Raw genomic sequence first — 24,608 nt, 5'->3', positions numbered from 1 at the left:
TCCTCGGCGCTGGCGCCGCCTCACCGCGGGGGCTGATCGGCGTCCGCGTTGTGGCGCCGGACGTCGTCGACAAGGCTCAGCAGGGCCTGCCGTACGGAATCCGGGGCGAGGACGCGCAACGGGATCGCCAGGCCGAGAAGATAGCGGGCGAGGCCGTCCGCGTCGGGACCGCCGATGTCGACGAGGGTGGCGTCCGCCCCGTCGGCGCGGTGCGTGCCGACGGTCGCGGGGACGAGCCGCAGCGCCCGGTCCATGGGCAGCGGGATGCGGACGGTCGCGGTCAGCGGATAGGGACCGTTCGCGATGTTGCGGGAGACCAGCAGCGCCGGGTCGGGCGGATCGGTGATCTCCACCGGGTGACCGGTCGGCTGAAGCCGGTCGACCCGGTCGGCCCGGAACGTCCGCCACTGGCCCCGGGCCACGTCCCGCGCGACGAAGTACCAGCGCCGTCCCGTGTGGACGAGACGGTACGGATCGACGTCCCGGACCGTGGCCGTCCCCTCTCCGTCGCAGTACGCCAGCCGGGCGCGTTCGCCCCGGCGGCAGGCGACGGCCAGCTCCAGCAGCATGCCGGGCCTGAGCTGCGGCTCCCCGGACCCCGGCAGCCGCACGAAGGCGTCGTCCCACTCCCCCAGCCGCTCCGCGATCCGCCGGGGCAGCACCTGGCGCAGCTTCAGCAGGGCGGAGAGGGCCGCCTGGTCGCCGCCGAGCGCGCCACTGCGCGCAGCCTCCCGCAGCCCGAGGGCGACCGCGAGGGCTTCCTCGTCGTCGAGGATCAGCGGAGGCACCCGGGAGCCGGCCCGCAGCCGGTAACCGCCCCAGGGGCCCGCGTCGGAGTCGACGCAGTAGCCGAGTTCCCTCAGCCGTGCGATGTCCCGGCGCACCGTGCGGTCCGTGACGTCCATGCGGTCGGCGAGTTCGGCGCAGGTCCAGGAGGGCCGGGCGGCCAGCAGCGCGAGCAGTCGCAGCAGGCGGGCGGACGCACTGATCACGCCGCGAAGTCTTCCACACGGCTCCCATGACCAGGACCGGAACTGTCCTGGTCATGTCCTAGCGTCCTGACCATGAGCACAGAGACCACCTCCGCACCCGCGTTCCGCTACGCCGCCATCACCTTCGACTGCGCCGACCCGGCCGAACTCGCCCGTTTCTACGGTGAGCTGCTCGACTTCCCGGTCCTCTTCTCCTCCGACGACTTCGTCATGGTCGGCCGGGAGGGCGCGGCCGGCCTCGCCTTCAACCGCCTGGCCGACTACCGCCCGCCCACCTGGCCGGACCCGGCCCAGGAGAAGCAGGCACACATCGAACTGGGCGTCGACGACCTGGAGGCCGCGGAGGCCCGGCTGCTGGACCTCGGCGCCAAGAAGCCGGACTTCCAGCCGTCCCCCGACCGCTGGCGCGTCCTGCTCGATCCCGCGGGCCACCCGTTCTGCATCACCACGCTCGTCTGAACCGCGAGCCCGCCCCCGCGGATTCGCCGGGGGCGCTGTGAAGTCCGGCCGGCACGGAGGAGCGTGAGTCCGGCCGGCGCGGAGAAGCGTGAGTCCGGCCGGCACGGAGGTGCGTGAGTCGGGCCGGCGTGGAGGAGCGTGCGCTCTGAAGTCCGGCAGGGGGGCAGCACGGGTGGTGCGCCCTGAAGTCCGGCCGGTGGGCGCCCTGTACGCCGGCCGGCCTCGGCGGGTCCCGCGGCCGACGCACTGTCAGTGGCTGCCCCTACAGTCACGTCCATGGCGACTCTTCCCAACCCGCTGCCCGAGCTGACCACCGACCCGAGCGGGCGCACCCTCGGACTGCGGCTCCCGCCCGGCAGACTGATCGACACCACGCACGAGGGCCGGTGGCACGAGCCCCTGCTGTGGCATGCGGAGAAGCCGGCCGCGCCGGGCACGTGGAAGGCCCTGGGCGCGCCGGCGGCCCGTGTCGGTCTGCTTCCGGTGCTGGTGGACCTGGACGACTCCCAGGGCGGCCCGCAGGACTGGGGGCTGCTGCCCGAGGAGACCTCGTACCCGGGAGACCACGACGCCGACGACGTCCTCGCGGAGTACTGGGAGGAGGAGACGGCGGACGGCGACATCGCCGAGGAGATCGAGCCGTTCGGATCCGAGTGGCCCGGCCTGGCCCCGGGCGGCGTCCTCCTGGCCGACCCGGACACCCGTGCCGCGCAGGTGGCCGACGGACTGCAGGGCGACCCCGACTCCTACGTCGAGCAGCCCCACCTCGCCCTGGTACCGGCCCGCCGCTCCGCCGACATACCGGCCGCGATCGGCTGGAGCGGCCCGGTGAACTACGAGGGCGACGTCGCCCGGCTCTGCGCGGTACTGCGCTCCTGGGAGGACCGGTTCGGGATCCGGGTCGTGGCCCTCGGCCTGGACACCCTCGTCGTGTCCGTGGCGGCCCCGCCGGCCACGAGGGCGGAAGCCGAGGCCGTGGCGGCGGAGCACTTCGCGTTCTGCCCGGACAACATCCTGCAAGGCGACCACGACACGCTGCGCGCGTACGCGAAGGACCTTGTGGGGCAGTCCACTTGGTCCTTCTGGTGGGACTGATCCCGACCCCGCCCGGACGCCGGTTCCCGCCCGACGACCCCGCCCGGGACCACGGTGGCTCCGGGCGGGCCGGAGTCCACGTACGGCGGCTCGGGCGGGCCGGGGTCCAAACACGGCGGCTCCGGGCAGGCCGGGGCCCAGGCTCGGCGGCTCCGGGCGGGCCCGGGGCCCAGACACGGCGGCTCGGGCGGGCGGTCAGGGCTCGGTCGTGCCCTCCTTGACCCATCCCGAGCCGCCGAGCGGAAACTCGTACGCCGGGCGGCCGGCGGCGCCGCTCGTGCGGAACGGCCTGCCGTGGTCGTCCACCCGCAGCACGCCCTGGCGTGAGCCGCTGGACCAGGACAGCTCCAGGTACCAGCTCACGTCGTACGCGGAGGCGGCGGCCTCGACGCGGAACTCCTCCGGGTCGGACTCGCTCACCTTGAACGGGAAGTCGCGGTGGCCCGCCTCGGGTACGACGGCCGGGCGGGCCGCGTCGAGGGCGACGGTGAAGGAGCGGCTGGGCACGCCACCGCCACAGCCGACGCCGGGGTAGCCCATGGCGTAGTCGTTCCAGGCGAGCGGGGCCCGCTTGGTGGCAGCGACGACCCTCAGGCGCTTGACCACCACGGTCTCGTCCCCGGTCCCCTGCACGGTGAGCGTGACGTACTGACTTCCGGAGGAGACGGCGCCGTGCGCGGCGGCCCAGGCGGTCGCGTCGGACTCGTTCGGCGGCGGGGCGACCCGTGCCGGGGACCGGTCGATCAGGTAGCGCGCTGTGCACGGACTGTCCCAGGTGTACGCGTCGGTGGACACGCTCAGCGGAGCGGGGCCGGGAGCGTTGCCCGGCGAGGCGCCGCGCCCGCCGCCTCCCTCCGGCTCCGGCTCGCCCTTCGCCGCCCCGGAGGCGGAGGCCGGCCCGGAGGCGGAGGCGGAAGCCGACGGGGACGCCGAGGGCGAACCGGTGTGTTTCGGCGGCACCGACGCGTGCTGGCGGCCCGTCGACCGGTCCGGCACCCCGTCCGCGCCGGCCGCCCCGACGGGCTTGCCCCCGCCGTCGGCCGGGTCGCCGGAGGGGAGGCCCACCGCCAGTGCGACGGCACCGAGTACGGCGGCGACGGCGACGCCGGCGACGAGCACGGTCCGACCGCGGCGACGGCCACCCGTCCCACCCGCCCCGGCGAAGCCCTTGCGCCCGGCTCCGGCTCCCGCTTCCGGGGCGGGGGCCGGGGCCGGGACCGGGGCCGGCCCCGGGGAGAGGCCCGCCGATGCCGGCTCGGCGGCCCCGGCAACCGCGCTGGCCACCGAGCCACGCCCGTCCGACGTCCCCGCGCTCGGGCCGTCGTCCGACGTCTCCGAGCCAGGACCGTCGTCCGGTCCCGGGGCCGGAGGCCGATCCGCCGCTTCCGTGACCGGCGGACGAAGAGCCGCGTCGGCGACCGACCGGCGATCGGTCGCCTCCTCTACTGACCCGCGATCGGCCGCTTCCTCCACCGGCCCGCGATCAGCCGCTTCCCCCACCGGCCCACGATCGGCAGGTTTCCCGACCGGCCCACGATCGGCCGGTTTCCCGACCGGCGGGGTCCGGACGTCCGTCCTGCGTCCGCGCAGCGCGTCCGCCAGCACCCACCGGCGGTGCAGCTCGACCAATTCCTCAGGGCTGGCCCTGCAGATGCGGGCCAGCCGCTCCACCGGCGCGTAGTCCGCCGGGACGGCGTCCCCGTTGACGTAGCGGTGCAGCGTCGACGTACTCGTGTGGAGCCGTTTGGCGAGCGCGCCGTAGCTGAGCCCCGAACGGTCCTTCAACTCCCGCAGCAGCGCCGCGAAGCGGTCACCCGTAGCGCCTTCCGACACCCTTTCCCCCACCTCCCGTTTCATCCCCCCGTTCCAGGGACGGCACGTCTTCCCAGCCCACAGCCGGTTTCGGCGTTCCAGCGTCCCTGATCGCCCGCCGGTCGTGGCGGACGGGACGGATCGTCCCACAGGCTGTGGACAGCCGAGCACGCCGCTCCCGACGACCGGTCGAGCGGCCCGGCGGTCCCATCGACTCGTACACGAAGAGGATCTGACATGCGCACAGGCCGTACCTCCCTGCTCGCCGCGACCGGCGTGGCCCTCGCCGCCCTCGCGCTGACGGCATGCGACAACGGAACGGGGACGAAGGACGAAGGGGCGTCGCCCGTGTCCGCCTCGTCGGCCGGCCCGTCCTCCGGTTCGACCGCGAAGCCCGCGGCCGACCGCGGGGCCGGCTCCACCGGCTCGACGAACACGAGCGGCACCGCGAACACAACCGGCACCACGGGCACGAGCGGCACCGCGGGCACGAGCGGCGCGAAGAACGCGTCGGTGAGCGGCGGCTCGGGAGGCGACTCGGCATCGAGCAAGGGCTCCGGGTCGGGCGGCACCGCGAAGGCGTCCGGCTCCTCCTCCGACCAGGGCGGGTCGTTCGTCCTGTGCAACGGCTCCAACACGGCGGTCAGCACGAAGCAGGTGGCCCGGCCCCTCAACCACATGCTGCTCACGGTCACCAACACCGGCAGCAGGACCTGCCGGCTGACGTACTACCCGATCCTGCGCTTCGACGAGATGCAGTGGGTGCCGCAGGCGGCCGAGGAGACCCGTCCGCAGGCCGTGACGAGCCTGGCTCCCGGCGAGTCCGGCTACGCGGGTGTGCTGCTGTCGGCCGCCGACGGCAGCGGCAGCGGCGGCATGACCGGCCACAAACTTACGGTCGGTTTCCAGGGCCGCACGCCGAACAGCGGCGGCGGCCCCACCGCGATCCCGGCCCTGCCGGCCAAGGGGGTCTACTACGACAGCTCGCTCGAGGTGACGTACTGGCAGCAGAACGCGGCCGACGCGCTCAACTGGTGAGCCCCGGGGCGCCGCTCGTCACGGCTGAACGGCGCCCGCCGCTCGTCACGGCCGAGCGGCGCTCAGCGCAGCTTCTGGGCCACCTCGGTCGCCCAGTAGGTGAGGATGTTGCGCGCCCCGGCCCGCTTGATGCCGGTCAGGGTCTCGAAGACGGCCCGGTCCCGGTCGATCCAGCCCTTCTCGGCGGCGGCCTCGATCATCGCGTACTCGCCGGAGATCTGGTAGGCGGCGACCGGGACGTCCACGCTGTCCGCGACCCGGGCCAGGATGTCCAGGTACGGTCCGGCCGGCTTGACCATCACCATGTCGGCGCCCTCGGCGAGGTCCTGTTCCACCTCCCGCAGGGACTCGCGCCAGTTGGCGGGGTCCTGCTGGTAGGTCTTGCGGTCGCCCTGCAGCGAGGAGCCGACGGCCTCGCGGAAGGGGCCGTAGAAGGCGGAGGAGTACTTGGCGGTGTAGGCGAGGATCGCCACGTCCTCGCGGCCGATCTGGTCGAGCGCGTCGCGGACGACGCCGATCTGCCCGTCCATCATCCCGCTGGGGCCCACGACATGGGCGCCGGCGTCGGCCTGCACCTGAGCCATCTCGGCGTACCGCTCCAGGGTGGCGTCGTTGTCGACCCGCCCCTCGGCGTCCAGCACGCCGCAGTGCCCGTGGTCGGTGAACTCGTCCAGGCACAGGTCGGACATGACGAGCAGGTCGTCGCCGACCTCGGCCCGCACATCGCTCAGCGCGACCTGCAGGATCCCGTCCGGATCGGTGCCGGCGGTGCCCAGGGCGTCCTTCTTGGACTCCTCCGGCACGCCGAAGAGCATGATCCCGGAGATCCCGGCCTCGACGGCCTCCAGCGCGGCCTTCTTCAGGCTGTCCCGGGTGTGCTGCACGACCCCCGGCATCGCCGCGATGGGCACCGGCTCACCGACGCCCTCCCGGACGAAGGCCGGGAGGATGAAGTCGGCGGGGTGCAGCCGCGTCTCGGCGACCATCCGCCGCATGACGGGCGAGGTCCGCAGCCGGCGGGGACGCGTACCGGGAAAAGATCCGTACTTCGTCATGCCTCCTACGCTACGCCCGCCCACCCCCCACCTTTGCCGACGCCCTGTCGAACACCCGCCCCGGCACTCGCGGAGGATGCGACAGCCAGGCGGCCTGGCAGATGACCCGCCCTGCCCGACCGGGGCGTATACGTCTGAGACCGGCGGGGCGCCCCGGTGAGAGGCACTCCGCCGGTCTCAGGTCGAGCGCCTCGTGAAGGCACTCCGCCGGTCTCGATCCGGACGCCTCGGCGAGAGGCGCCCGACGGTTCTCAGGTCGTCGAACGACGGCGCCGGGCGCCGGGCCGGCGCTCGCTCGGGCGGGTCACCGGGTCGCCGGCCTCCAGGGCCGCGGCGCGCCGCTTCATGCCGAAGTCGGCCAGCGCCTCCGCCAGCTTGTGCACGGACGGCTCGGGAGCCATGACGTCGACCCGCAGCCCGTGTTCCTCGGCCGTCTTGGCCGTGGCCGGGCCGATGCACGCGATCACCGTGACGTTGTGCGGCTTGCCGGCGATGCCGACCAGGTTGCGCACGGTGGACGACGACGTGAAGAGCACCGCGTCGAAGCCGCCGCCCTTGATCGCCTCCCGGGTCTCGGCCGGCGGCGGCGAGGCGCGCACCGTCCGGTAGGCCGTGACGTCGTCGACCTCCCAGCCCAGCTCGATCAGACCGGCGACCAGGGTCTCCGTGGCGATGTCCGCGCGGGGCAGGAAGACGCGGTCGATCGGGTCGAAGACCGGGTCGTAGGGCGGCCAGTCCTCCAGCAGTCCGGCGGCCGACTGTTCGCCGCTCGGCACCAGATCGGGCTTCACGCCGAAGGCGATCAGCGCCTTGGCCGTCTGCTCGCCCACCGCGGCCACCTTGATGCCCGCGAAGGCACGGGCGTCGAGACCGTACTCCTCGAACTTCTCGCGCACCGCCTTGACCGCGTTCACCGAGGTGAAGGCGATCCACTCGTAGCGGCCGGTCACCAGGCCCTTGACGGCCCGTTCCATCTGCTGCGGGGTGCGCGGGGGCTCCACCGCGATCGTGGGGACCTCGTGCGGCACCGCGCCGTAGGACCGCAGCTGGTCGGAGAGCGACGCCGCCTGCTCCTTCGTGCGCGGCACGAGGACCTTCCAGCCGAACAGCGGCTTGGACTCGAACCACGACAACTGGTCGCGCTGGGCGGCGGCGGAACGCTCACCGACCACGGCTATCACCGGCCGGCCGCCCTCGGGAGAGGGCAGCACCTTCGCCTGCTTCAGCGTCTGCGCGATCGTGCCGAGCGTCGCCGTCCAGGTGCGCTGACGGGTCGTCGTACCGGCGACGGTGACCGTCAGCGGGGTGTCCGGCTTGCGGCCCGCCGCGACCAGCTCACCGGCCGCGGCCGCCACGGAGTCCAGCGTCGTGGAGACGACGACCGTGCCGTCCGAGGCGCCCACCTCCGTCCAGCAGCGGTCGGAGGCGGTACGGGCGTCCACGAACCTGACGTCCGCGCCCTGCGGGTCCCGCAGCGGGACACCGGCGTACGCCGGCACCCCGACCGCGGCCGCCACACCCGGTACGACCTCGAAGGGCACACCGGCGGCGGCGCAGGCGAGCATTTCCTCGGCCGCGAACGTATCCAGTCCCGGGTCCCCGGACACCGCGCGGACGACCCGCCTGCCGCCCCGCGCGGCCTGCATGACAAGATGAGCGGCATCCCGAACAGCAGCCGGGGCAGCGACGGGTGTTGACGTGCCGTCAACCACCGTCAGCTGGGGCGTGCCCGTGCCCGGCGGTGACACCGAGGAGGAGTCCGCGTCCATCGGCACGATGGAGACGCCCTGTCGGGCGTGCGTCCGGATCACGTCGAGCACCTCGTGCTCGGCGACCAGGACGTCCGCGGCCGACAGCGCCTCCACGGCGCGCAGAGTCAGCAGTCCCGGATCCCCGGGTCCGGCACCGAGGAAGGTGACGTGCCCGTGTTCGAGGCCGGCGGGAAGGTTGGTGGGGCTCACTGTGCTCGCTCCCCCATCAGACCGGCCGCGCCCTGGGCGAGCATCTCGGTGGCGAGTTCGCGCCCGAGTGCCGTCGCCCGGTCGTGCGTCTGGGGCACGGGACCGGTGGTGGACAGCTGCACCATGCGGGTGCCGTCGGTCGTGCCGACGACGCCGCGCAGGCGCATTTCCTTGACAACCTGCCCGTCGGCCAGAAGGTCGGCCAGCGCACCCACAGGGGCGCTGCAACCGGCCTCCAGGGCGGCGAGCAGTGACCGTTCGGCGGTCACGGCGGCCCGTGTGGACGGGTCGTCGAGTTCGCCGAGCGCAGCGATGAGGGCAGTGTCTCGGGCGGTGTTCCCCGCCCTGCACTCGATCGCCAGGGCCCCCTGGCCGGGGGCGGGCAAAACCGTGTCGACCGACAGGAAGTCGGTCACTTCGTCGATCCGGCCGATCCGGCTCAGTCCGGCGGCGGCCAGGACGACCGCGTCCAGCTCGCCGTCCCGGACGTATCCGATGCGGGTGTCGACGTTGCCGCGGATCGGGACCGTCTCGATGTCCAGGCCGTGGGCCCGGGCGTACGCGTTCAGCTGCGCCATGCGGCGGGGGGAGCCGGTTCCGATCCGGGCCCCGCGCGGCAGGTCGGTGAACTTGAGCGCGTCGCGCGCGACGATCACGTCCCGCGGGTCCTCGCGCAGCGGTACGGCGGCCAGGACCAGTCCCTCGGGCTGGGCCGTCGGGAGGTCCTTGAGCGAATGAACCGCGAAGTCGACCTCGCCACGGACCAGTGCGTCGCGCAGCGCCGTCACGAAGACGCCGGTGCCGCCGATCTGCGCCAGATGCTCGCGGGAGGTGTCCCCGTACGTGGTGATCTCGACCAGCTCGACGGGCCGCCCGGTCACCTGCTGGACGGTCCTCGCCACCTGCCCGGACTGGGCCATGGCGAGCTTGCTCCGCCTGGTCCCCAGTCGCAGTGCCTTCTCAGTCATGCCGGTCGGTCCTTCTCCTCCGTGCTGTCCACGGCCCGGGAGACGGCGGCGACCGTCTCGGGGTCGAGGTCGAACAGGGTGCGCAGCGCGTCCGCGTACCCGGCGCCGCCGGGCTCGGCCGCGAGCTGCTTGACCCGTACGGTCGGCGCGTGCAGCAGCTTGTCGACGACCCGGTGGACGGCCTGCCGGATCTCGCCGCGCTGGCGTTCGTCCAGGTCGGGCAGCCGGCCGTCGAGCCGTGCGATCTCTCCGGCGACCACGTCGGCGGCCATGGTGCGCAGCGCCACCACGGTCGGCGTGATGTGCGCCGCCCGCTGCGCCGCGCCGAAGGCCGCGACCTCGTCGGAGACGATACGCCGGACCTGGTCCACGTCGGCCGCCATCGGCGCGTCGGCCGAGGCCTCGGCCAGCGACTCGATGTCCACCAGCCGCACCCCGGCCAGCCGGTGCACGGCCGCGTCGATGTCGCGGGGCATGGCCAGGTCGAGGAGGAAGAGGGAGGGCGCCGGGCGCGGGATCACGGCGACCGGTTCGGGCTTGCGCCGCTCCGGGACACGGCCGATCGTGGCGGCGGTCGTGGCGAGCGCGGCGATCAGCTCGGCGTCCGTCTCGGGCGTACGGCGGTCCCGGCGGTCGAGCGTCCCGCCCGCGGCCCAGGCCGCGTGCTGCTCCAGCGTGGCGGCGTCCATGCCGGCCACGGCGGCCTCACCCATGACGGAGAAGCCCGGCTGCACGGCGGCCAGGTCGAGGGGGCAGTTGTCGTCGTTGCCGACACCGCCGGCCGGCTGCGGCACCTTGGGCTGCGCGCTGGTACGGGCGCTGCCCGCGATCTCGGCGGGGCGCCCGGTGCGGCCCTCGACCGCGTACGCGACCGCGTCCGCCGTGAGCACCAGGCCGGTCGCCCCGGTGCAGGAGACGACGACGTCGGCACGTGTCAGCTCGTCCGGCACGGCGTCCATCCGTACCGCACGGGCGGTCACCGCCGTGCCGTCGCCCCCGGTGGGGCGGGGTCCGTACTGCTCCTCGAGCAGCAGCGCGAGGCGCTCGGCACGCTCGAAGGTGCGGTTGGCGACGACGATCTCGCCGGCCCCGGCCCGCGCGAGCGTGGCGGCGGCCAGGGAGGACATCGAGCCGGCGCCGATGATCAGCGCCTTGCGGCCCGTCGCCCATTCCCGCACGTCACCGCCCGCGGCCAGCTGCTCCAGGCCGAAGGTGACCAGCGACTGCCCGGCGCGGTCGATCCCGGTCTCGGAGTGGGCGCGCTTGCCGACCCGCAGGGCCTGCTGGAACAGGTCGTTCAGCAGGCGTCCGGCGGTGTGCAGCTCCTGCGCCCTGGCCAGGGAGTCCTTGATCTGGCCGAGGATCTGCCCCTCGCCGACGACCATCGAGTCGAGACCGCAGGCCACCGAGAACAGGTGGTGGACGGCCCGGTCCTCGTAGTGCACGTAGAGGTAGGGGGTCAGTTCCTCGAGGCCGACGCCACTGTGCTGGGCGAGCAGGGTGGACAGCTCGGCGACACCGGCGTGGAACTTGTCCACGTCCGCGTACAGCTCGATGCGGTTGCAGGTGGCGAGCACCGCGGCCTCGGTGGCGGGCTCGGCGGCGACCGTGTCCTGCAGCAGCTTGGTCTGGGCGTCCGCGCTCAGCGCGGCCCGCTCCAGCACGCTCACCGGGGCGCTGCGATGACTGAGGCCTACGACGAGGAGACTCATGCCGGCATCACCGCGGGCACGTCGCCCTCGGGCCCCTGGTCGGCGGAATCGTCACGGGCGGCGGCGGTGGACGGCGCGCCCTCACCGGCCGCGCTCCCCTCACCGGCCTTGCGCTGCTCGTGGAAGGCGAGGATCTGCAGCTCGATGGAGAGGTCGACCTTGCGCACGTCGACGCCGTCCGGGACGGTCAGCACGGTCGGCGCGAAGTTCAGGATCGACGTGACTCCGGCGGCCACGAGCCGGTCGCAGACCGGCTGGGCGGCACCGGCGGGAGTCGCGATCACACCGATCGAGACGCCGTTGTCCTTGATGATCTTCTCGAGCTCGTCGGTGTGCTGCACCGGGATGCCCGCGACCGGCTTGCCGGCCATCGCCGGGTCCGCGTCTATGAGGGCGGCGACCCGGAAGCCACGGGAGGCGAACCCGCCGTAGTTGGCGAGCGCCGCGCCGAGGTTGCCGATGCCGACGATGACAACCGGCCAGTCCTGGGTCAGGCCGAGCTCGCGGGAGATCTGGTAGACGAGATACTCCACGTCGTAGCCCACACCGCGCGTTCCGTAGGAGCCCAGGTAGGAGAAGTCCTTGCGCAGCTTGGCGGAGTTGACGCCCGCCGCCGCGGCCAGCTCCTCGGAGGAGACCGTGGGGACCGAGCGCTCCGACAGCGCGGTCAGTGCGCGGAGGTACAGCGGAAGCCGGGCGACGGTGGCCTCGGGAATCCCTCGGCTACGGGTCGCCGGTCGGTGTGTTCGGCCAGTTGCCACGGTGCTCCTGCGGGTAGAGCGGGGCTGCAGGCGGTCGTACGTCCCCAGACCGCCCCGTCGACAGCAGGCTATGTCTTTGTGAACGCGTGCACAAAGATGGTGTCCGATTTGCCCGGCAGAAGTGACCGGGGTCACGCGCCCTCTGCGCCCTTGACGGGAACCGGCGCATACGCACCGCCGTTCCTTCGTTACTGGGGGCAAAACCGCACACTCTCCTCACGAATCCCGCCCCCGAGACCAAACCGCCGTCGATCCTAAGCGACTTTCCGGGCCAGTTTGGACTACTCGGTCAGTGCCCGGCGCAGCCGCTGCTCGTTCACGCGCCAGAAGGTGTGCTGTTCACCATCGATCAGGACGACCGGGATCTGCTCCCAGTACCGGTCGTACAGGGCCTGGTCCTCGGTGATGTCCTTCTGCTCCCAGGACACACCGAGATCGCCGCAGACCTTGCCGACCACCAGCTCGGCGTCGTCGCACAGATGACAGCCGGGCTTGCGGACCAGGGTGACCAGCCGCTCGCGCGGCTCGGCCCTACGTCGGAAGAGGGGACTCATACCGGCCATTCTCGCGCTTCCGACACCACAACCCCGGTCGTTTCCGGGCACTTGTTCAACCGCGCGGTCGCAGAGAGTTCACACTCCGCCAACCTCCGGACTCCGGAAGCACCGAACGAACTGGCTATGCTCACGCCATGGCCGCTCTCGGATGGCTCACTCCCCGTAGGCGCTCCGCCACGGCGCGGAGCGTGTTGGCAGGCGAGGCCTCGGCGGAGGCTGCCCGCAAGTCCTCGCAGGAGGCGCAGGAGACCCAGGTCGCCACTGCGGAACCGGACTTCCCGGTGTTCGGCGACGACCGGGCGGCCGCCTTCTTCGACCTCGACAACACCGTGATGCAGGGCGCCGCCCTGTTCCACTTCGGCCGGGGCCTGTACAAGCGGAAGTTCTTCGAGACGCGCGACCTGGCCAGGTTCGCCTGGCAGCAGGCGTGGTTCCGGCTGGCCGGCGTCGAGGACCCCGAGCACATGCAGGACGCCCGCGACTCGGCCCTGTCCATCGTCAAGGGCCACCGGGTCGCCGAGCTGGAGACGATCGGCGAGGAGATCTACGACGAGTACATGGCCGACCGCATCTGGCCCGGCACCCGCGCCCTGGCCCAGGCCCATCTGGACGCGGGCCAGAAGGTGTGGCTGGTCACGGCCGCCCCGGTCGAGATCGCCCAGGTCATCGCCCGCCGCCTGGGACTGACCGGAGCGCTCGGCACGGTCGCGGAGTCGGTCGACGGCGTCTACACCGGCAAGCTCGTGGGCGAGCCGCTGCACGGCCCCGCGAAGGCGGAGGCGGTCCGCGCCCTGGCCGCGGCGGAGGGCCTGGACCTCTCCCGCTGCGCGGCCTACAGCGACAGCCACAACGACATCCCCATGCTGTCCCTGGTCGGCCACCCCTACGCCATCAACCCGGACGCCAAGCTGCGCAGACACGCCCGCGAGAAGGACTGGCGCCTGCGCGACTACCGCACGGGCCGCAAGGCGGCCAAGGTGGGCATTCCGGCGGCGGCCGGCGTCGGCGCGGTCGCCGGCGGCACCGCGGCGGCGATCGCCCTGAGCCGCCGGCGCCGCTAGCGCCACCCGGGCACGGACATCCGCACCGCGAGGACCACCGGCCGCGGACACGCTGGGCCGTCCTGGCCGCACGCGCGAGTGCGCCGGCCTCCCGCACGGTTCCGCCGTGACCGTCGGTGCGGTTCCGCACGCCCTCAGGGCTCCTGCACGGCACCGCACGGCACCCGCCCGCGCGCACGAATTATGCCGCGGCCACTTCAACTCGCCCCGTACTTCACCGAAAACCGCCTCTTTCCGTTCAACAATCGATCACTCTGTGGCTCCCGATAGGGCGCAAACCGGTTACAGAAGCGACGCAATCGATGATTTGAGCAACTCGGTGTAGCAGTGCCTGTACGAAGCGTTATTCTCCTCAGACGCAAACCGGTACCCCTCCGTCGCTACGACGGGTGAAAGGTCCCGCACTGCACGTGATGAAAGCTCTGCCTCTGGGAGTCCCGTGTACCCACACGTCGGGGTTGACGCCTCGGGCCTGGCTACGCTGCGCGCAACGGTCGCAACGGTCAAAGTGACGCTGCGCGGCTTCGTCCCCACCGCGTACACCGTCCCCGCCTTCGCCGCCGCCGCACCCGTAGGCCCGTGCTACGCACTGGCCGACGGAGGCGCCGCGGTCGGCAGACGTGGGCGCGCCGGCGGCGCCCCCACCGCCCGCCGTCCCGCCGCGGACAGCGACAGCGCCCGAATGATGGACCTGGTCGAACGCGCCCAGGCAGGTGAGGCCGAGGCCTTCGGGCGCCTCTACGACCAGTACAGCGACACCGTCTACCGCTACATCTACTACCGCGTGGGCGGCCGGGCGACCGCCGAGGATCTCACGAGCGAGACCTTTCTGCGGGCCCTCAGAAGGATCGGCACCTTCACCTGGCAGGGCCGGGACTTCGGGGCATGGCTGGTGACGATCGCGCGGAACCTCGTCGCCGACCACTTCAAGTCCAGCCGCTTCCGCCTCGAGGTCACCACCGGCGAGATGCTGGACGCCAACGAGGTCGAGCGCTCCCCGGAGGACTCCGTGCTGGAGTCCCTGTCGAACGCCGCCCTCCTGGACGCCGTACGCCGGCTCAATCCGCAGCAGCAGGAGTGCGTCACGCTCCGCTTCCTCCAGGGGCTGTCGGTCGCCGAGACCGCCCGGGTCATGGGCAAGAACGAGGGCGCCATCAAGACTCTGCAGTATCGCGCGGTACGCACCCTCGCCCGGCTGCTGCCGGACGACGCGCGCTGAGCGAACGCCCCCCGGCGCGCCACCCAGGGCAACCTTCAACTCACTCTTCGTGAAAGCTCGTTGCCTTTCCGAGCCGATCATCCGCCGTCCGTAACCCAAGTGCCGCGCCAGTCGTTGTGCGGGATACAGGCTCCCTGTGGTCTCACGTCCTGGCCGACCCTGATCGCTCGATCGTGTGGAAGTGCTCGTGGGCGTGCAACCCTCAGGACCCCCTGGGGAGTCGACCGTCATGACGAGAGGAGGTGCCGCCAGTGATCGCGAACGTATCGGCGCACCGGCGGGCGAACGCCTTCGCCCAGGCCCTGGAGGAGCAGTCCGACCGGGACACGGCGGCCGAGCAGTCAGCAGCAGCGGCACAGTCGCCGCCGACCGCCGAGGAACGCACCGAACAGGGCCCGCTGCTGGCCCTGGCGGCGGGCCTCGGCGCGCTGCCCAGACCACAGCTCGACCCCGAGGTCAAGGTCGTCCAGCGCGCCCAACTGGTGGCCGCGATGGAGGCCATGCTCCAGGAGGGAACCGGGGCGGACGCGTCCGTACCGGAACAGCGCTCCCATCGGGCCAAGGGCGCGCACCGGGCGAGCCCGCTGGGCAAACTCCGCCCGCGTTCCAGACTGACCAAGGGTCTCGCCGCGGGCGGGCTCAGCGTGGGTGTGGCCGCCGGGGCCTTCGGCGGGGTCGCCGCCGCCAGCTCCGACGCCCTGCCCGGTGACTCGCTGTACGGGCTGAAACGCGGCATCGAGGACTTCAGGCTCAACTACCTGACCGACGGCGACGACCAACGCGGTCAGACCTACCTCGACCAGGCCTCCACCCGGCTCAGCGAGGCACGCCGGCTGCTGGACCGCGGCCGCGGCGGTCATCTCGACCACGAGTCCATCGGCGAGATCCGCCGCACCCTGTCCGGGATGCAGCACGACGTCGTCGAAGGCCACCGCCTGCTGCACGCCGCCTACGAGGCCGACCCCGACTCCCTGGGCCCCATCCAGGCGCTCTCCAGCTTCTCGCGGTCCCACCGCGAGATGTGGAGCGCTCTCAGCGACAAGCTGCCCATGCAGCTCGGGGACGTCAAACAGCAGGTGTCGTCGGTCTTCGACGCCATAGACGAAGAAGTCGCCCCGCTGCAGTCCCTGCTCCCGCAGCCGTCGGCCCAACCCGGCGACGGCAAGCGGCAGAAGGGCTCCGGGCCGTCGTCCACCGGCTCCTCCTCCGGCTCCCACCGGTCCACCGCCCCCAGTGGGAGCGGCACCCCGTCCGCCGGGCAGCACACGAACACCGGCACCCCGAGCGGCTCGGCCACCGGCAACAGCGGTGACGGCCTCATCGGCGGCGACACCGGCGGCCTGCTCGACCCGCCCAAGACCGGCACCGGCAGCAGCGCACCGTCCATCATCAAACCGCCGACGGGCGCACCGGACGTCACCCTGCCGCCGCTCCTGCCGGGCCTGCTGCCCGGCCTGGGCATCGACAGCGAGGACGCCGACTGACGCCCTCGGGCCATGACAGTGGGGGCGCCCGTCCCGAGCGGGGCGCCCCCATCGTCGTCACCCGTACCCGTACCCGTACCCGTGCCCCGCACGGGATGCCGGGGCCGGCCGGACGTCAGAAGAAGACCGACCTGCGCTGCACCAAGAGCTTGTACAGCGTGTGCTGGATCTGCTCGCGCACCTGGTCGGTCAGGTTGAACATCAGCATCGGGTCCTCGGCCGCCTCCGGCGGATAGCCGTCCGTCGGGATCGGCTCACCGAACTGGATCGTCCACTTCGTCGGCAGCGGGATCGCGCCCAGCGGCCCCAGCCACGGGAACGTCGGCGTCAGCGGGAAGTACGGGAATCCCAGCAGCCGGGCGAGCGTCTTCGCGTTGCCGATCATCGGATAGATCTCCTCCGCCCCCACGATGGAGCAGGGGATGATCGGCGCGCCCTGGCGCAGGGCGGTGGAGACGAAGCCGCCCCGGCCGAACCGCTGGAGCTTGTAGCGCTCGCCGAAAGGTTTCCCGATGCCCTTGAAGCCCTCCGGCATCACCCCGACCAGTTCGCCCTGCGCCAGCAGCCGCTCCGCGTCCTCCGCACAGGCCAGGGTGTGCCCCAGCTTGCGCGCCAGCTCGTTGACCACCGGCAGCACGAAGACCAGGTCGGCCGCGAGGAGCCGCAGATGCCGGTCGGCCGGGTGGTGGTCGTGCACCGCGACCTGCATCATCAGGCCGTCCAGCGGCAGCGTCCCGGAGTGGTTGGCGACGATCAGCGCCCCGCCCTCGGCCGGGATGTTCTCGACGCCCTTCACCTCGACGCGGAAGTACTTCTCGTACACCGGCCGCAGCAGCGACATCAGGACCTGGTCGGTCAGCTCCTCGTCGTAACCGAAGTCGTCGACCTCGTACTCCCCGGTCAGCCGGCGCCGCAGGAAGGCCAGCCCGGCCGCCACACGCCGCTCGAGGCCGCCGTCGTGCCCGCCGGCCTCCGACCGGTCCAGCGGCTCCTCCTCGCGGCTCACAGCTCCATCCTGCTGCGTCTGCGCGCGGCCCGGCAGGGGCTGGACCTCGCCGATCTCACCGGCCTCCCCGACCCCGCGCACCGCGCTCTCGCCGCCCTTGCGCCGGCCGACCGGACTCCGGCGCCGCGCCGGGCGCTGCGCTGCGTTCCCGCGGGAGCGGTCGTCGTCGAACGGAATGACCTTGGCGTCCGCCATCGTTGCTGCGCTCCTCAGTTGGCGCTGTGCGTCGTGGGCCGGCCGCTGCCCGGCTCGGCCAGCGCGGCGATCCGGTCGACGGCCCCCGCGAGAGCCTCCGGCGGCAGCAGCCCGGGGCCCTGGGCGCGGGCGAAGTCCGCGAACGTCTCCGCCGTGGTGTACCTGGGCGTGAAGCCCAGCGTCTCGCGCATCTGGGCGGTGGCCACCACCCGTCCGTGGGTGAGCAGCCGGATCTGCTCGGGCGAGAAGTCCGTCATACCCAGCGTACGGACCAGGGAGCCGGCCCAGGTGACCGCGGGCAGCAGCAGCGGCACGGTGGGCCGGCCCAGCCGCCGGGAGCACTGCGAGAGCAGCAGCGCACCGTCCCCGGCGATGTTGAAGGTGCCGCTGTTGAGGGTGCCCCGGCGCGGCTCGTGCGAGGCGATCCGCAGCACCTCGATGACGTCGTCCTCGTGCACGAACTGCAGCCGCGGGTCGTAGCCGAACACGGTCGGCAGGACCGGCAGGCAGAAGTACGAGGCGAGCGGGGTGTCCGCCGCCGGCCCGAGGATGTTGGCGAACCGCAGCACGCACACGGCGACGTCCGGCCGCCGCCGGGCGAACCCGCGCACATACCCCTCGACCTCGACCGCGTCCTTCGCGAAGCCGCCGCTGGGCAGCGACTTCGGCGGAGTCGTCTCCGTGAAGACGGCCGGATCACGCGGCGCAGACCCGTACACGTTGGTGCTGGACTTCACCACCAGCCGTGTCACCGTCGGCGACTTCTGGCAGGCGCCGAGCAGCTGCATGGTGCCGATGACGTTGGTCTCCTTGACCGTGGCCCGGTTGCCGCCGCCCAGGGCCGTACCCGTCACGTCCATGTGCACGACCGTGTCGGCCCCGGTCTCCGCGAGCACCCGGGCGATGGTCGGCTGCCGGATGTCGGCCTGGATGAAGTCGGCCCCGCCCAGATGGTGCGCGGGCGGCACCGCGTCGACGGCGACCACACGGTCGACCTCCGGGTCCCGCTGGATCCGCCGCACGAATCGACCGCCCAGCTGCCGGGCGACTCCGGTGACGAGCACGACCTTCGCCAAGATCAGCGCCTTCCTTCCCGCGTTACCGGTATCCCGGGTTCCCCGTGTGCCGCCAACTTAGCGGTTCGCTGTTGCGCTGTGATGACCGCCCGATGCACGAGGTGACCGAATGTCCCCCATCGGAAGGTGCCGGGCGACCGGCACCCGTGGGCGAACACGCCTGTGGGCCAACACGCCTGTGGCCCCCCACCAGTGCTGGTGGGGGGCCACAGGTACACGCCTCGGCGGCGTCGCCTACTTCTTGTTGCGACGCTGAACGCGCGTGCGCTTGAGCAGCTTGCGGTGCTTCTTCTTGGCCATCCGCTTGCGCCGCTTCTTGATAACAGAGCCCACGACTACCCTCGCTCACTTCTCATCACTCGGTTGTTTGGGCGCCATGGGCCCACACGACCTACGAGGGGCCAGCCTACCCAACCGAGCGCCGAGGTCGTAATCGAGGTGCTCCGGGGTCTCCCGGGGAGCGCCGTCAGGCCGTTTCCACCCCCACATAGCTGTCGCGGAGGTACTCGTGTACCGCTTGCTCCGGGACACGGAAGGACCGTCCCACCCGGATCGCGGGCAGATGACCGCTGTGCACCAGCCGGTACACGGTCATCTTCGACACTCGCATCACCGTGGCGACCTCCGCCACGGTCAGGAACTGAACCTCGTTCAGAGGCCTCTCGCCAGCTGCAGCCATGACACACCTGAACCTTCCGCACTCGACGGCCACCGGCTTCCCCTTCCGGTGACTCTTCGTCGCTGCGTGCTCACTCCCCAATGTAGGGGCGGGTGATGCGAGTGGGGAAGAGGTGCACCCATCACCGCCCTACTGTGACAGACACGCTCGTTTGAGTACGTAGCGGGTGAGTGGGCCGTAGTGAGCCGGTCGCACGGCATCGTCAACCGGAACGACGACGGACACGCACCCCTCCGCCTCCCCCACGAACAGTGCGGGATCATCGGTGTCGGCCAGGCCGATCGCCTCGAACCCCAGCTGACCAGCGCCGCAGACCCACCCGTGATCCCCGACGACCAGCTCCGGCAGCGGCCCCCCGCACTCCGCGGCGGCCTCGAGCGCGACGCGAACCGGGAGCGGGGAATGGCTGTGGACACCCGGCTCACAACCGGGGCGCTCGGCTCCCGGTTCCCGCACCAAGGCAACCCCTCGTACGTAGTCGAGGTCGTACGTACGTAGACCGAACCGGGTCAATATGTCGACACAGTGGCCCTGCGCCGGGGTGAGCACCTCACATCCCGCCGCCGAGAGCGCGTCCGCCAGGCCGGCGTAGAACCCGAGCAGCCGCTGCGGGTGCCCGGTGCCGAACAGCACGGGCGCGCCGCGCCCGGCGACCTCGTGGATCCGCTCCGCGAAGGCGTCCAGTGCGGCCAGTGTCCGCTCCGGATCGATCACGTCCGGGCCGGAGGTGTGCCGTGGATCGGCGGAAACCCCGCACCTCTCCGCCATCAAGGCGAGTAAGTCCCGCTGGTCCCACGGCCCTTCGGGGTCGATTCCGATCAGCGCACGGGGATCACGCGCCGCGAACAGCCGATAGCTGCGCAGGCTGTCCTCCCGCGACGTCCCCACGACCCCGGCCAGCCGGACGGCCAGAAGGTGCTCACGAAGCTCGGCGGGGGTCGACACGGGTGCGATGGTGACTCATCGCCGCTGACGCAGGGGCGTAAACGCGGGGAATTCCGCACGGTCGGCCTAACGACGGCCCACAGCGGCGCCGGACGGTGGCCCTCCAGGGCAGCATGGCCACAGCCCTCCGGAGCGACAGGCCCGCAGCCTTCAGGCTCGGCGCAACAGGCCCGCAGCCGCTGGGGCAGCCGGGACAGCAGGCAGCAGGCAGCAGCAGGCGCGTAGCCCGCCAGGGCACCCGGGACAGCCGGGGCAGCAGACGCGTAGCCCGCTAGGGCAGCAGGCCCCGAAGCGGGAACGCCGCCCGCCGGGTGGCGAGTACGGCCTGGTCCAGGCGGTCGGCCGGGTCGTACCCCGACTCCCAGGACGCCCAACCCACCGGCCACCGGCCGTCGGTCATCCGCTGCGGCCCCAGCTGCCTGGTCCGCGCGAACACCTCCTGCCGCCAGCTCTCGGGAATCATGGCCTCCGGGGCGACGGGCCGGCCCGCCGCGATCGCGACCAGATGCGTCCACGAGCGCGGCACGACCTCCACCACCGCGTACCCGCCGCCGCCCAGGGCGACCCACTTCCCCCCGGCATGCTCGTGCGCCAGTTCATGGCACGCCACCTGCACCGCCCGCTGCGCGTCCAGCGAGACGGCGAGATGCGCCAGCGGATCCTCGAAATGCGTGTCGGCCCCGTGCTGCGACACGACCACCTGCGGCCGGAAGTCGGCCAGCAGCTCCGGCACCACCGCGTGAAACGCCCGCAGCCACCCCGCGTCGCCCGTACCCGCCGGCAGGGCCACGTTCACGGCGGCACCCTCGCCCGCGCCCGCCCCGGTCTCCTGCGGCCACCCGGTCTGCGGGAACAACGTGCGCGGATGCTCGTGCAGGGAGATCGTCAGAACCCGCGGATCCTCCCAGAACGCCGCCTGCACCCCGTCCCCGTGATGCACGTCGACGTCCACGTAGGCGACGCGCTCGGCCCCCAGCTCCAGCAACCGGGCGATGGCCAGCGCCGCGTCGTTGTAGACGCAGAACCCCGAGGCACCCCCCGGCATCGCGTGATGGAGTCCGCCCGCGAAGTTCACGGCGTGATCCGCGTTCCCGCGCCACACCGCCTCCGCGGCTCCCACCGACTGCCCGGCGATCAGCGCGGACACCTCGTGCATCCCGGCGAAAGCGGGGTCGTCGACCGTGCCGAGCCCGTAGGCCCCACGTGCCCCCGCCGGGTCGGCGGACGCGGCCTTCACGGCGTCGATGTAGTCCTCCCGGTGGACCAGCCGCAGCGTCGACTCCCCGGCCGGTTTCGCCGCGACGACCGTCATCTCCCGGTCCAGTCCGAAGGCGCCCACCAGCTTCCTGGTCAGCGCCAGCCGGACCGGATCCATCGGATGGTCCGGGCCGAAGTCATAGCCCGTTACTGCCTCGTCCCACATCAGCTGTGCGCGGCCGCTCATGCCCGCCACCGTATCGGTCCGGTTGAGCGGCGAACGACCTGGCATACACCAAGGTCACCAGTACCAGCACCATCGGCACGAGCATGGCCCCCCGGTAGCTCCACGCGTCCCCGAGCGCCCCCACCAAGGGCGAACCGACGAGGAAGCCGACGTAGTTGAAGATGTTGAGCCGGGCTATCGCGGCGTCCGACGCGCCGGGGAACAGCCGCCCCGCCGCCGCGAACGTCTGCGGGACCAGGACACACAGGCCGAGGCCCAGCAGCGTGAACCCGAGCATCCCCACCCACGCGTCCGGCGCCACCGCCACCACGGCGAATCCCCCGGCCGCCACCAGCGTGCCGAGCCGTACGACCGCCACGGCCCCGAACCGCCGGACCCCGAGATCCCCGATGCCCCGGCCAACCAGCGTGGTCACCATGTACACGTTGTACGGAACGGTCGCCAGCTGCTCCGAGCCGCCCAGCACGTCCTTCACGTACTTCGCGCTCCAGTTGGAGACGGTCGAGTCCCCGATGTACGCGAAGGTCATCACCAGGCACAGCGGCAGCAGCAGCTTGAACACCAGGCTCCCGCCCGGCTCCCGGTCCTGCGCCACGGGCGCCGGATCCCCGTCGACGTACCACCGGCTGCCCACCAGCGCGGCCGGCAGCAGCACGGCGACCACCGGCAGGTACGACACCCAGAGCGCGAGATGCCAGTGTGCCCCGGCCCAGGCCAGCGAGGCGCCCACGATCCCGCCCAGGCTGAAGGCGGCATGGAAGCTGAGCATGATGCTGCGCCGGTACGCCCGCTGCAGGCTCACCCCGAGCATGTTCATGGAGGCGTCCAGCACCCCCACGGCCAGCCCGAAGGCGCCGAGCGCCACCGCCGGCGCGGCCACCTCCCCCGGCCCGCCGGCGCCTGCCCCGAGCAGCGCCAGCAGCACCAGCGGCTGGGACCAGCGCAGCAGCCGGCTGGGCCGTACCCGCTTGACCAGCTGCTCGGTGGTCACGCTGCCGACACCGGCGAGGATCGGTACGGCGGCCAGGAAGACCGGCAGCAGCGCGTCGGAGATGCCGTACCGGTCCTGGATGGCCGGGATGCGCGTGACCAGGAGGGCGAAGGTGACGCCCTGGGCGAAGAAGCTCAACGCCAGCGAGGCCCTACCGCGCCGCAGCACATCAGTCATGGCGGCGAGCGTAGGGCCCCTGGCTACCCGTGGGTAGATCAGCCAAAGATGAATTTCCCTCAGGTTCAGTTGAGTTCGGCGCCGCGCGAGCGGGAGACGCAGGCGAGCGCCCCGGCTTCGGCCGGGGCGCTCTGGGATGGGCCGGGCGCTCTGATGTCGACCGGGTGTTCTGAGGTGGGCCGGGTGTTCTGAGGTGGGCCGGGTGTTCTGAGGTGGGCCGGAGACTTCCGGGCCGGTCGGGCGCCGTGGCGTCGTCCGGGCGGGAGGCTCAAGCGGCGACGGCGACCGCGGGCCCCTCGACCTGACCGGCGGTTCCGGCCTGACCGGTTGCTCCGTCCTGACCGGTTGCTCCGTCCTGACCGGTTGCTCCGTCCTGACCGGCGGTCACGGCTTCCGCCTCCGCCGCCAGCATCTTCTCCATCGGCCCGACGGCCAGGCCGCCGCCGATCACGATGGCGATCCCGATCGTGCCGATCATGATGACCGTGCCGAGCCACACCATGGTGTCCACCGGGACGGTGTACGCGCCCACGACCCTCGCCACGCACTCGGCGAACAGCGCCAGCCCCCAGACGACGGAGAACGCGTTCTCCTTGCGGCGGAAGGCGGCCGACCCGGCCGCCGCTCCGGAAGCCAGCCGCTCCCAGGCGGCCTCCTTCGCCGTGTCCCCCTTGATGAGGAAGGGCTTCATGCCGGCGGTCATCATCGGCTTGCCGAGCAGGACGGAGACCAGGATGCCGATGGCGACCGTGCTGCTGACGCCACTGTCCTTGGCCAGCATCAGCCGCGGGTCACCCGAGACGAAGCTCAGGAGCAGCGACACCACGTTCACGACGAGGATGAGTCCCGCCAGCGCGTTGGTCCTCCGCTCCTTGACCAGCCCCCATACGGTCCGCACCGCCGGCACCACGCTGCTCCAGGCGAGCGCGGCGAAGGTGCTCATCCCGACGCCCTTGAGGACGTAGTACGAGCCGAGCGGTACCGCGACATCGACGAGCAGCGGCTTGAAGTTGTCCAGCACGCTCGGGTTCTGCTTCTGCTGCCGGCCCTGGGCCCCCGTGTTCTTCTTCATGCCCCCAGCTTCGCCGTCGGCGGGGTCCGCCGACAGAAACGTTCGTCCGCAGGACCGCATGACAATTGTCAGGCCCGGCCGGTGGCCAGGGTCATACCAGCAGGTCAGCCAACTCCGCCATGCTGGTGAAGAGTTGGTTCGCCCCGGTGAGCCTGGCCGCCGGCGTCATCGCGGTGAACCCGTACACGTCCATCCCGGCCGCCACGGCCGCCTGGACGCCCAGGGGCGAGTCCTCGATCACCAGGCAGCGCCGGGGGGCGACCCCCATCCGCTCGGCCGCGTGCAGGAAGAGATCGGGTGCCGGCTTGCCCCGTCCGACATCCTGCGAGCTGAATATCCGCTCTTCGGCGAACCACCGGTCGAGCCCGGTCGTCCGGTGCCCCACCCTGATCCGCTCATGGCTTCCCGATGAGGCCACGCAGTACGGCACCCCGTCCGCGGCCAGTCTCTCCAGCACGTCACCGACGCCGGCCACGGGCTTCAACTCCCGTTCGAAGGCGGCGAAGACGCGTGCGTGGAAGACGTCGTCGAAGTCGTCGGGCAGCCGTTGCCCGGTCCGCTCCAGGACGAGCTCGTGGATCCGGTGCATCGCCGACCCCATGTAGTCCCGTATGGACTCCTCGTAGGACGTCGGGTGCCCCAGTTCGGACAGATGGGCGGCCAGGAGCCGGTTGGAGATGGGCTCGCTGTCCACCAGGACACCGTCGTTGTCGAAGATGATGAGGTCGTGGCGCATGCCCCGACTTTAATGGACCCAGAACGCAGAAAACCCCCGCATCTTTCGATGCGGGGGTTTCCCTAAAAATTGTTCGGCGGTGTCCTACTCTCCCACAGGGTCCCCCCTGCAGT

23 protein-coding genes are annotated in these 24,608 nt (G+C 72.1%); 6 read left to right on the top strand and 17 right to left on the bottom strand.

The genetic code is table 11. The features are described from left to right. Positions 1-20: 20 nt before the first annotated feature. Positions 21-992 (bottom strand): helix-turn-helix transcriptional regulator, encoded by a 972-nt coding sequence (locus ACGFT2_RS27285; protein ID WP_393282929.1) that lies wholly within the window; start codon positions 990-992, stop codon positions 21-23. 72 nt (positions 993-1,064) lie between these two features. Between ACGFT2_RS27285 and ACGFT2_RS27280 the strand changes: the two genes are divergently transcribed. Continuing rightward, a complete protein-coding gene (locus ACGFT2_RS27280; protein WP_393282926.1) occupies positions 1,065-1,451 on the top strand; it encodes a VOC family protein in 387 nt (128 codons plus the stop codon). Positions 1,452-1,727: 276 nt separating this feature from the next. Beyond that, on the top strand, positions 1,728-2,546 hold the full coding sequence (locus ACGFT2_RS27275) for a DUF4253 domain-containing protein (protein WP_393282924.1): 819 nt from the start codon (positions 1,728-1,730) through the stop codon (positions 2,544-2,546). A gap of 195 nt (positions 2,547-2,741) precedes the next feature. On the opposite strand, the gene ACGFT2_RS27270 is transcribed toward ACGFT2_RS27275, so the two are convergent. Further along, entirely contained in the window at positions 2,742-4,403 is a 1,662-nt protein-coding gene (locus ACGFT2_RS27270) for a helix-turn-helix domain-containing protein (protein ID WP_393282922.1), read from the bottom strand. Positions 4,404-4,595: 192 nt separating this feature from the next. Between ACGFT2_RS27270 and ACGFT2_RS27265 the strand changes: the two genes are divergently transcribed. After that, positions 4,596-5,396, top strand: a complete 801-nt coding sequence (locus tag ACGFT2_RS27265; protein WP_393282920.1) for a DUF4232 domain-containing protein — start codon at positions 4,596-4,598, stop codon at positions 5,394-5,396. A 62-nt stretch (positions 5,397-5,458) separates the two neighbouring features. Here ACGFT2_RS27265 and hemB read toward each other — a convergent pair whose 3' ends face one another. From hemB to ACGFT2_RS27235, 6 genes are all read right to left on the bottom strand, one after another. Continuing rightward, positions 5,459-6,451, bottom strand: coding sequence for a porphobilinogen synthase (hemB, locus tag ACGFT2_RS27260; protein ID WP_393282918.1), 993 nt, complete (start codon positions 6,449-6,451; stop codon positions 5,459-5,461). Positions 6,452-6,702: 251 nt separating this feature from the next. Beyond that, the gene (locus ACGFT2_RS27255) at positions 6,703-8,412 is read right to left on the bottom strand and encodes a uroporphyrinogen-III synthase (protein ID WP_393282916.1); all 1,710 of its coding nucleotides are present in this window, start codon (positions 8,410-8,412) and stop codon (positions 6,703-6,705) included. Further along, entirely contained in the window at positions 8,409-9,380 is a 972-nt protein-coding gene (gene hemC / locus ACGFT2_RS27250) for a hydroxymethylbilane synthase (RefSeq protein ID WP_393282914.1), read from the bottom strand. The genes ACGFT2_RS27255 and hemC overlap by 4 nt, the downstream gene beginning before the upstream one ends. Continuing rightward, positions 9,377-11,092 (bottom strand): glutamyl-tRNA reductase, encoded by a 1,716-nt coding sequence (locus ACGFT2_RS27245; RefSeq protein WP_393282911.1) that lies wholly within the window; start codon positions 11,090-11,092, stop codon positions 9,377-9,379. The genes hemC and ACGFT2_RS27245 overlap by 4 nt, the downstream gene beginning before the upstream one ends. Continuing rightward, on the bottom strand, positions 11,089-11,853 hold the full coding sequence (locus tag ACGFT2_RS27240; protein ID WP_393282909.1) for a redox-sensing transcriptional repressor Rex: 765 nt from the start codon (positions 11,851-11,853) through the stop codon (positions 11,089-11,091). Before ACGFT2_RS27240 ends, ACGFT2_RS27245 begins: the two co-directional genes overlap by 4 nt. Before the next feature lie 281 nt (positions 11,854-12,134). Continuing rightward, entirely contained in the window at positions 12,135-12,416 is a 282-nt protein-coding gene (locus ACGFT2_RS27235) for a glutaredoxin family protein (protein ID WP_393282906.1), read from the bottom strand. A 128-nt stretch (positions 12,417-12,544) separates the two neighbouring features. Between ACGFT2_RS27235 and ACGFT2_RS27230 the strand changes: the two genes are divergently transcribed. From ACGFT2_RS27230 to ACGFT2_RS27220, 3 genes are all read left to right on the top strand, one after another. Beyond that, entirely contained in the window at positions 12,545-13,471 is a 927-nt protein-coding gene (locus ACGFT2_RS27230) for an HAD family hydrolase (protein ID WP_393282903.1), read from the top strand. A 439-nt stretch (positions 13,472-13,910) separates the two neighbouring features. Continuing rightward, entirely contained in the window at positions 13,911-14,690 is a 780-nt protein-coding gene (locus tag ACGFT2_RS27225; RefSeq protein WP_393282900.1) for an ECF subfamily RNA polymerase sigma factor, BldN family, read from the top strand. Positions 14,691-14,941: 251 nt separating this feature from the next. After that, a complete protein-coding gene (locus tag ACGFT2_RS27220; RefSeq protein ID WP_393282898.1) occupies positions 14,942-16,174 on the top strand; it encodes a DUF5667 domain-containing protein in 1,233 nt (410 codons plus the stop codon). Positions 16,175-16,289: 115 nt separating this feature from the next. On the opposite strand, the gene ACGFT2_RS27215 is transcribed toward ACGFT2_RS27220, so the two are convergent. From ACGFT2_RS27215 to ACGFT2_RS27175, 9 genes are all read right to left on the bottom strand, one after another. Then, positions 16,290-17,375, bottom strand: a complete 1,086-nt coding sequence (locus tag ACGFT2_RS27215) for a lysophospholipid acyltransferase family protein (RefSeq protein ID WP_393282895.1) — start codon at positions 17,373-17,375, stop codon at positions 16,290-16,292. Positions 17,376-17,389: 14 nt separating this feature from the next. Beyond that, on the bottom strand, positions 17,390-18,451 hold the full coding sequence (locus ACGFT2_RS27210) for an NAD-dependent epimerase/dehydratase family protein (RefSeq protein WP_393282892.1): 1,062 nt from the start codon (positions 18,449-18,451) through the stop codon (positions 17,390-17,392). A gap of 234 nt (positions 18,452-18,685) precedes the next feature. Continuing rightward, positions 18,686-18,784, bottom strand: a complete 99-nt coding sequence (locus tag ACGFT2_RS27205; RefSeq protein WP_003948845.1) for a 30S ribosomal protein bS22 — start codon at positions 18,782-18,784, stop codon at positions 18,686-18,688. A gap of 133 nt (positions 18,785-18,917) precedes the next feature. Next, positions 18,918-19,130 carry a helix-turn-helix domain-containing protein gene (locus tag ACGFT2_RS27200; protein WP_046417307.1) on the bottom strand — a complete coding sequence of 71 codons (213 nt, stop codon included), beginning with the start codon at positions 19,128-19,130 and terminating at the stop codon, positions 18,918-18,920. A gap of 129 nt (positions 19,131-19,259) precedes the next feature. Further along, positions 19,260-20,075: a phosphatase gene (locus ACGFT2_RS27195; protein WP_393282889.1), complete on the bottom strand. Its 816-nt coding sequence runs from the start codon at positions 20,073-20,075 to the stop codon at positions 19,260-19,262. 271 nt (positions 20,076-20,346) lie between these two features. Continuing rightward, positions 20,347-21,519 (bottom strand): acetoin utilization protein AcuC, encoded by a 1,173-nt coding sequence (locus ACGFT2_RS27190; protein WP_393282888.1) that lies wholly within the window; start codon positions 21,517-21,519, stop codon positions 20,347-20,349. Next, a complete protein-coding gene (locus ACGFT2_RS27185; RefSeq protein WP_393282885.1) occupies positions 21,470-22,687 on the bottom strand; it encodes an MFS transporter in 1,218 nt (405 codons plus the stop codon). The genes ACGFT2_RS27190 and ACGFT2_RS27185 overlap by 50 nt, the downstream gene beginning before the upstream one ends. A 268-nt stretch (positions 22,688-22,955) precedes the next feature. Continuing rightward, positions 22,956-23,759, bottom strand: a complete 804-nt coding sequence (locus ACGFT2_RS27180) for a VC0807 family protein (RefSeq protein WP_393282883.1) — start codon at positions 23,757-23,759, stop codon at positions 22,956-22,958. 91 nt (positions 23,760-23,850) lie between these two features. Beyond that, the gene (locus ACGFT2_RS27175; protein ID WP_393282881.1) at positions 23,851-24,495 is read right to left on the bottom strand and encodes an HAD family hydrolase; all 645 of its coding nucleotides are present in this window, start codon (positions 24,493-24,495) and stop codon (positions 23,851-23,853) included. Between the last annotated feature and the right edge of the window lie 113 nt (positions 24,496-24,608).

Source organism: Streptomyces sp. NPDC048514, from assembly GCF_043199955.1.
Lineage (GTDB): Bacteria > Actinomycetota > Actinomycetes > Streptomycetales > Streptomycetaceae > Streptomyces.
The sequence above is the reverse complement of the archived record's forward strand: the minus strand, read 5'-3'. Positions and strand labels throughout refer to the sequence as shown.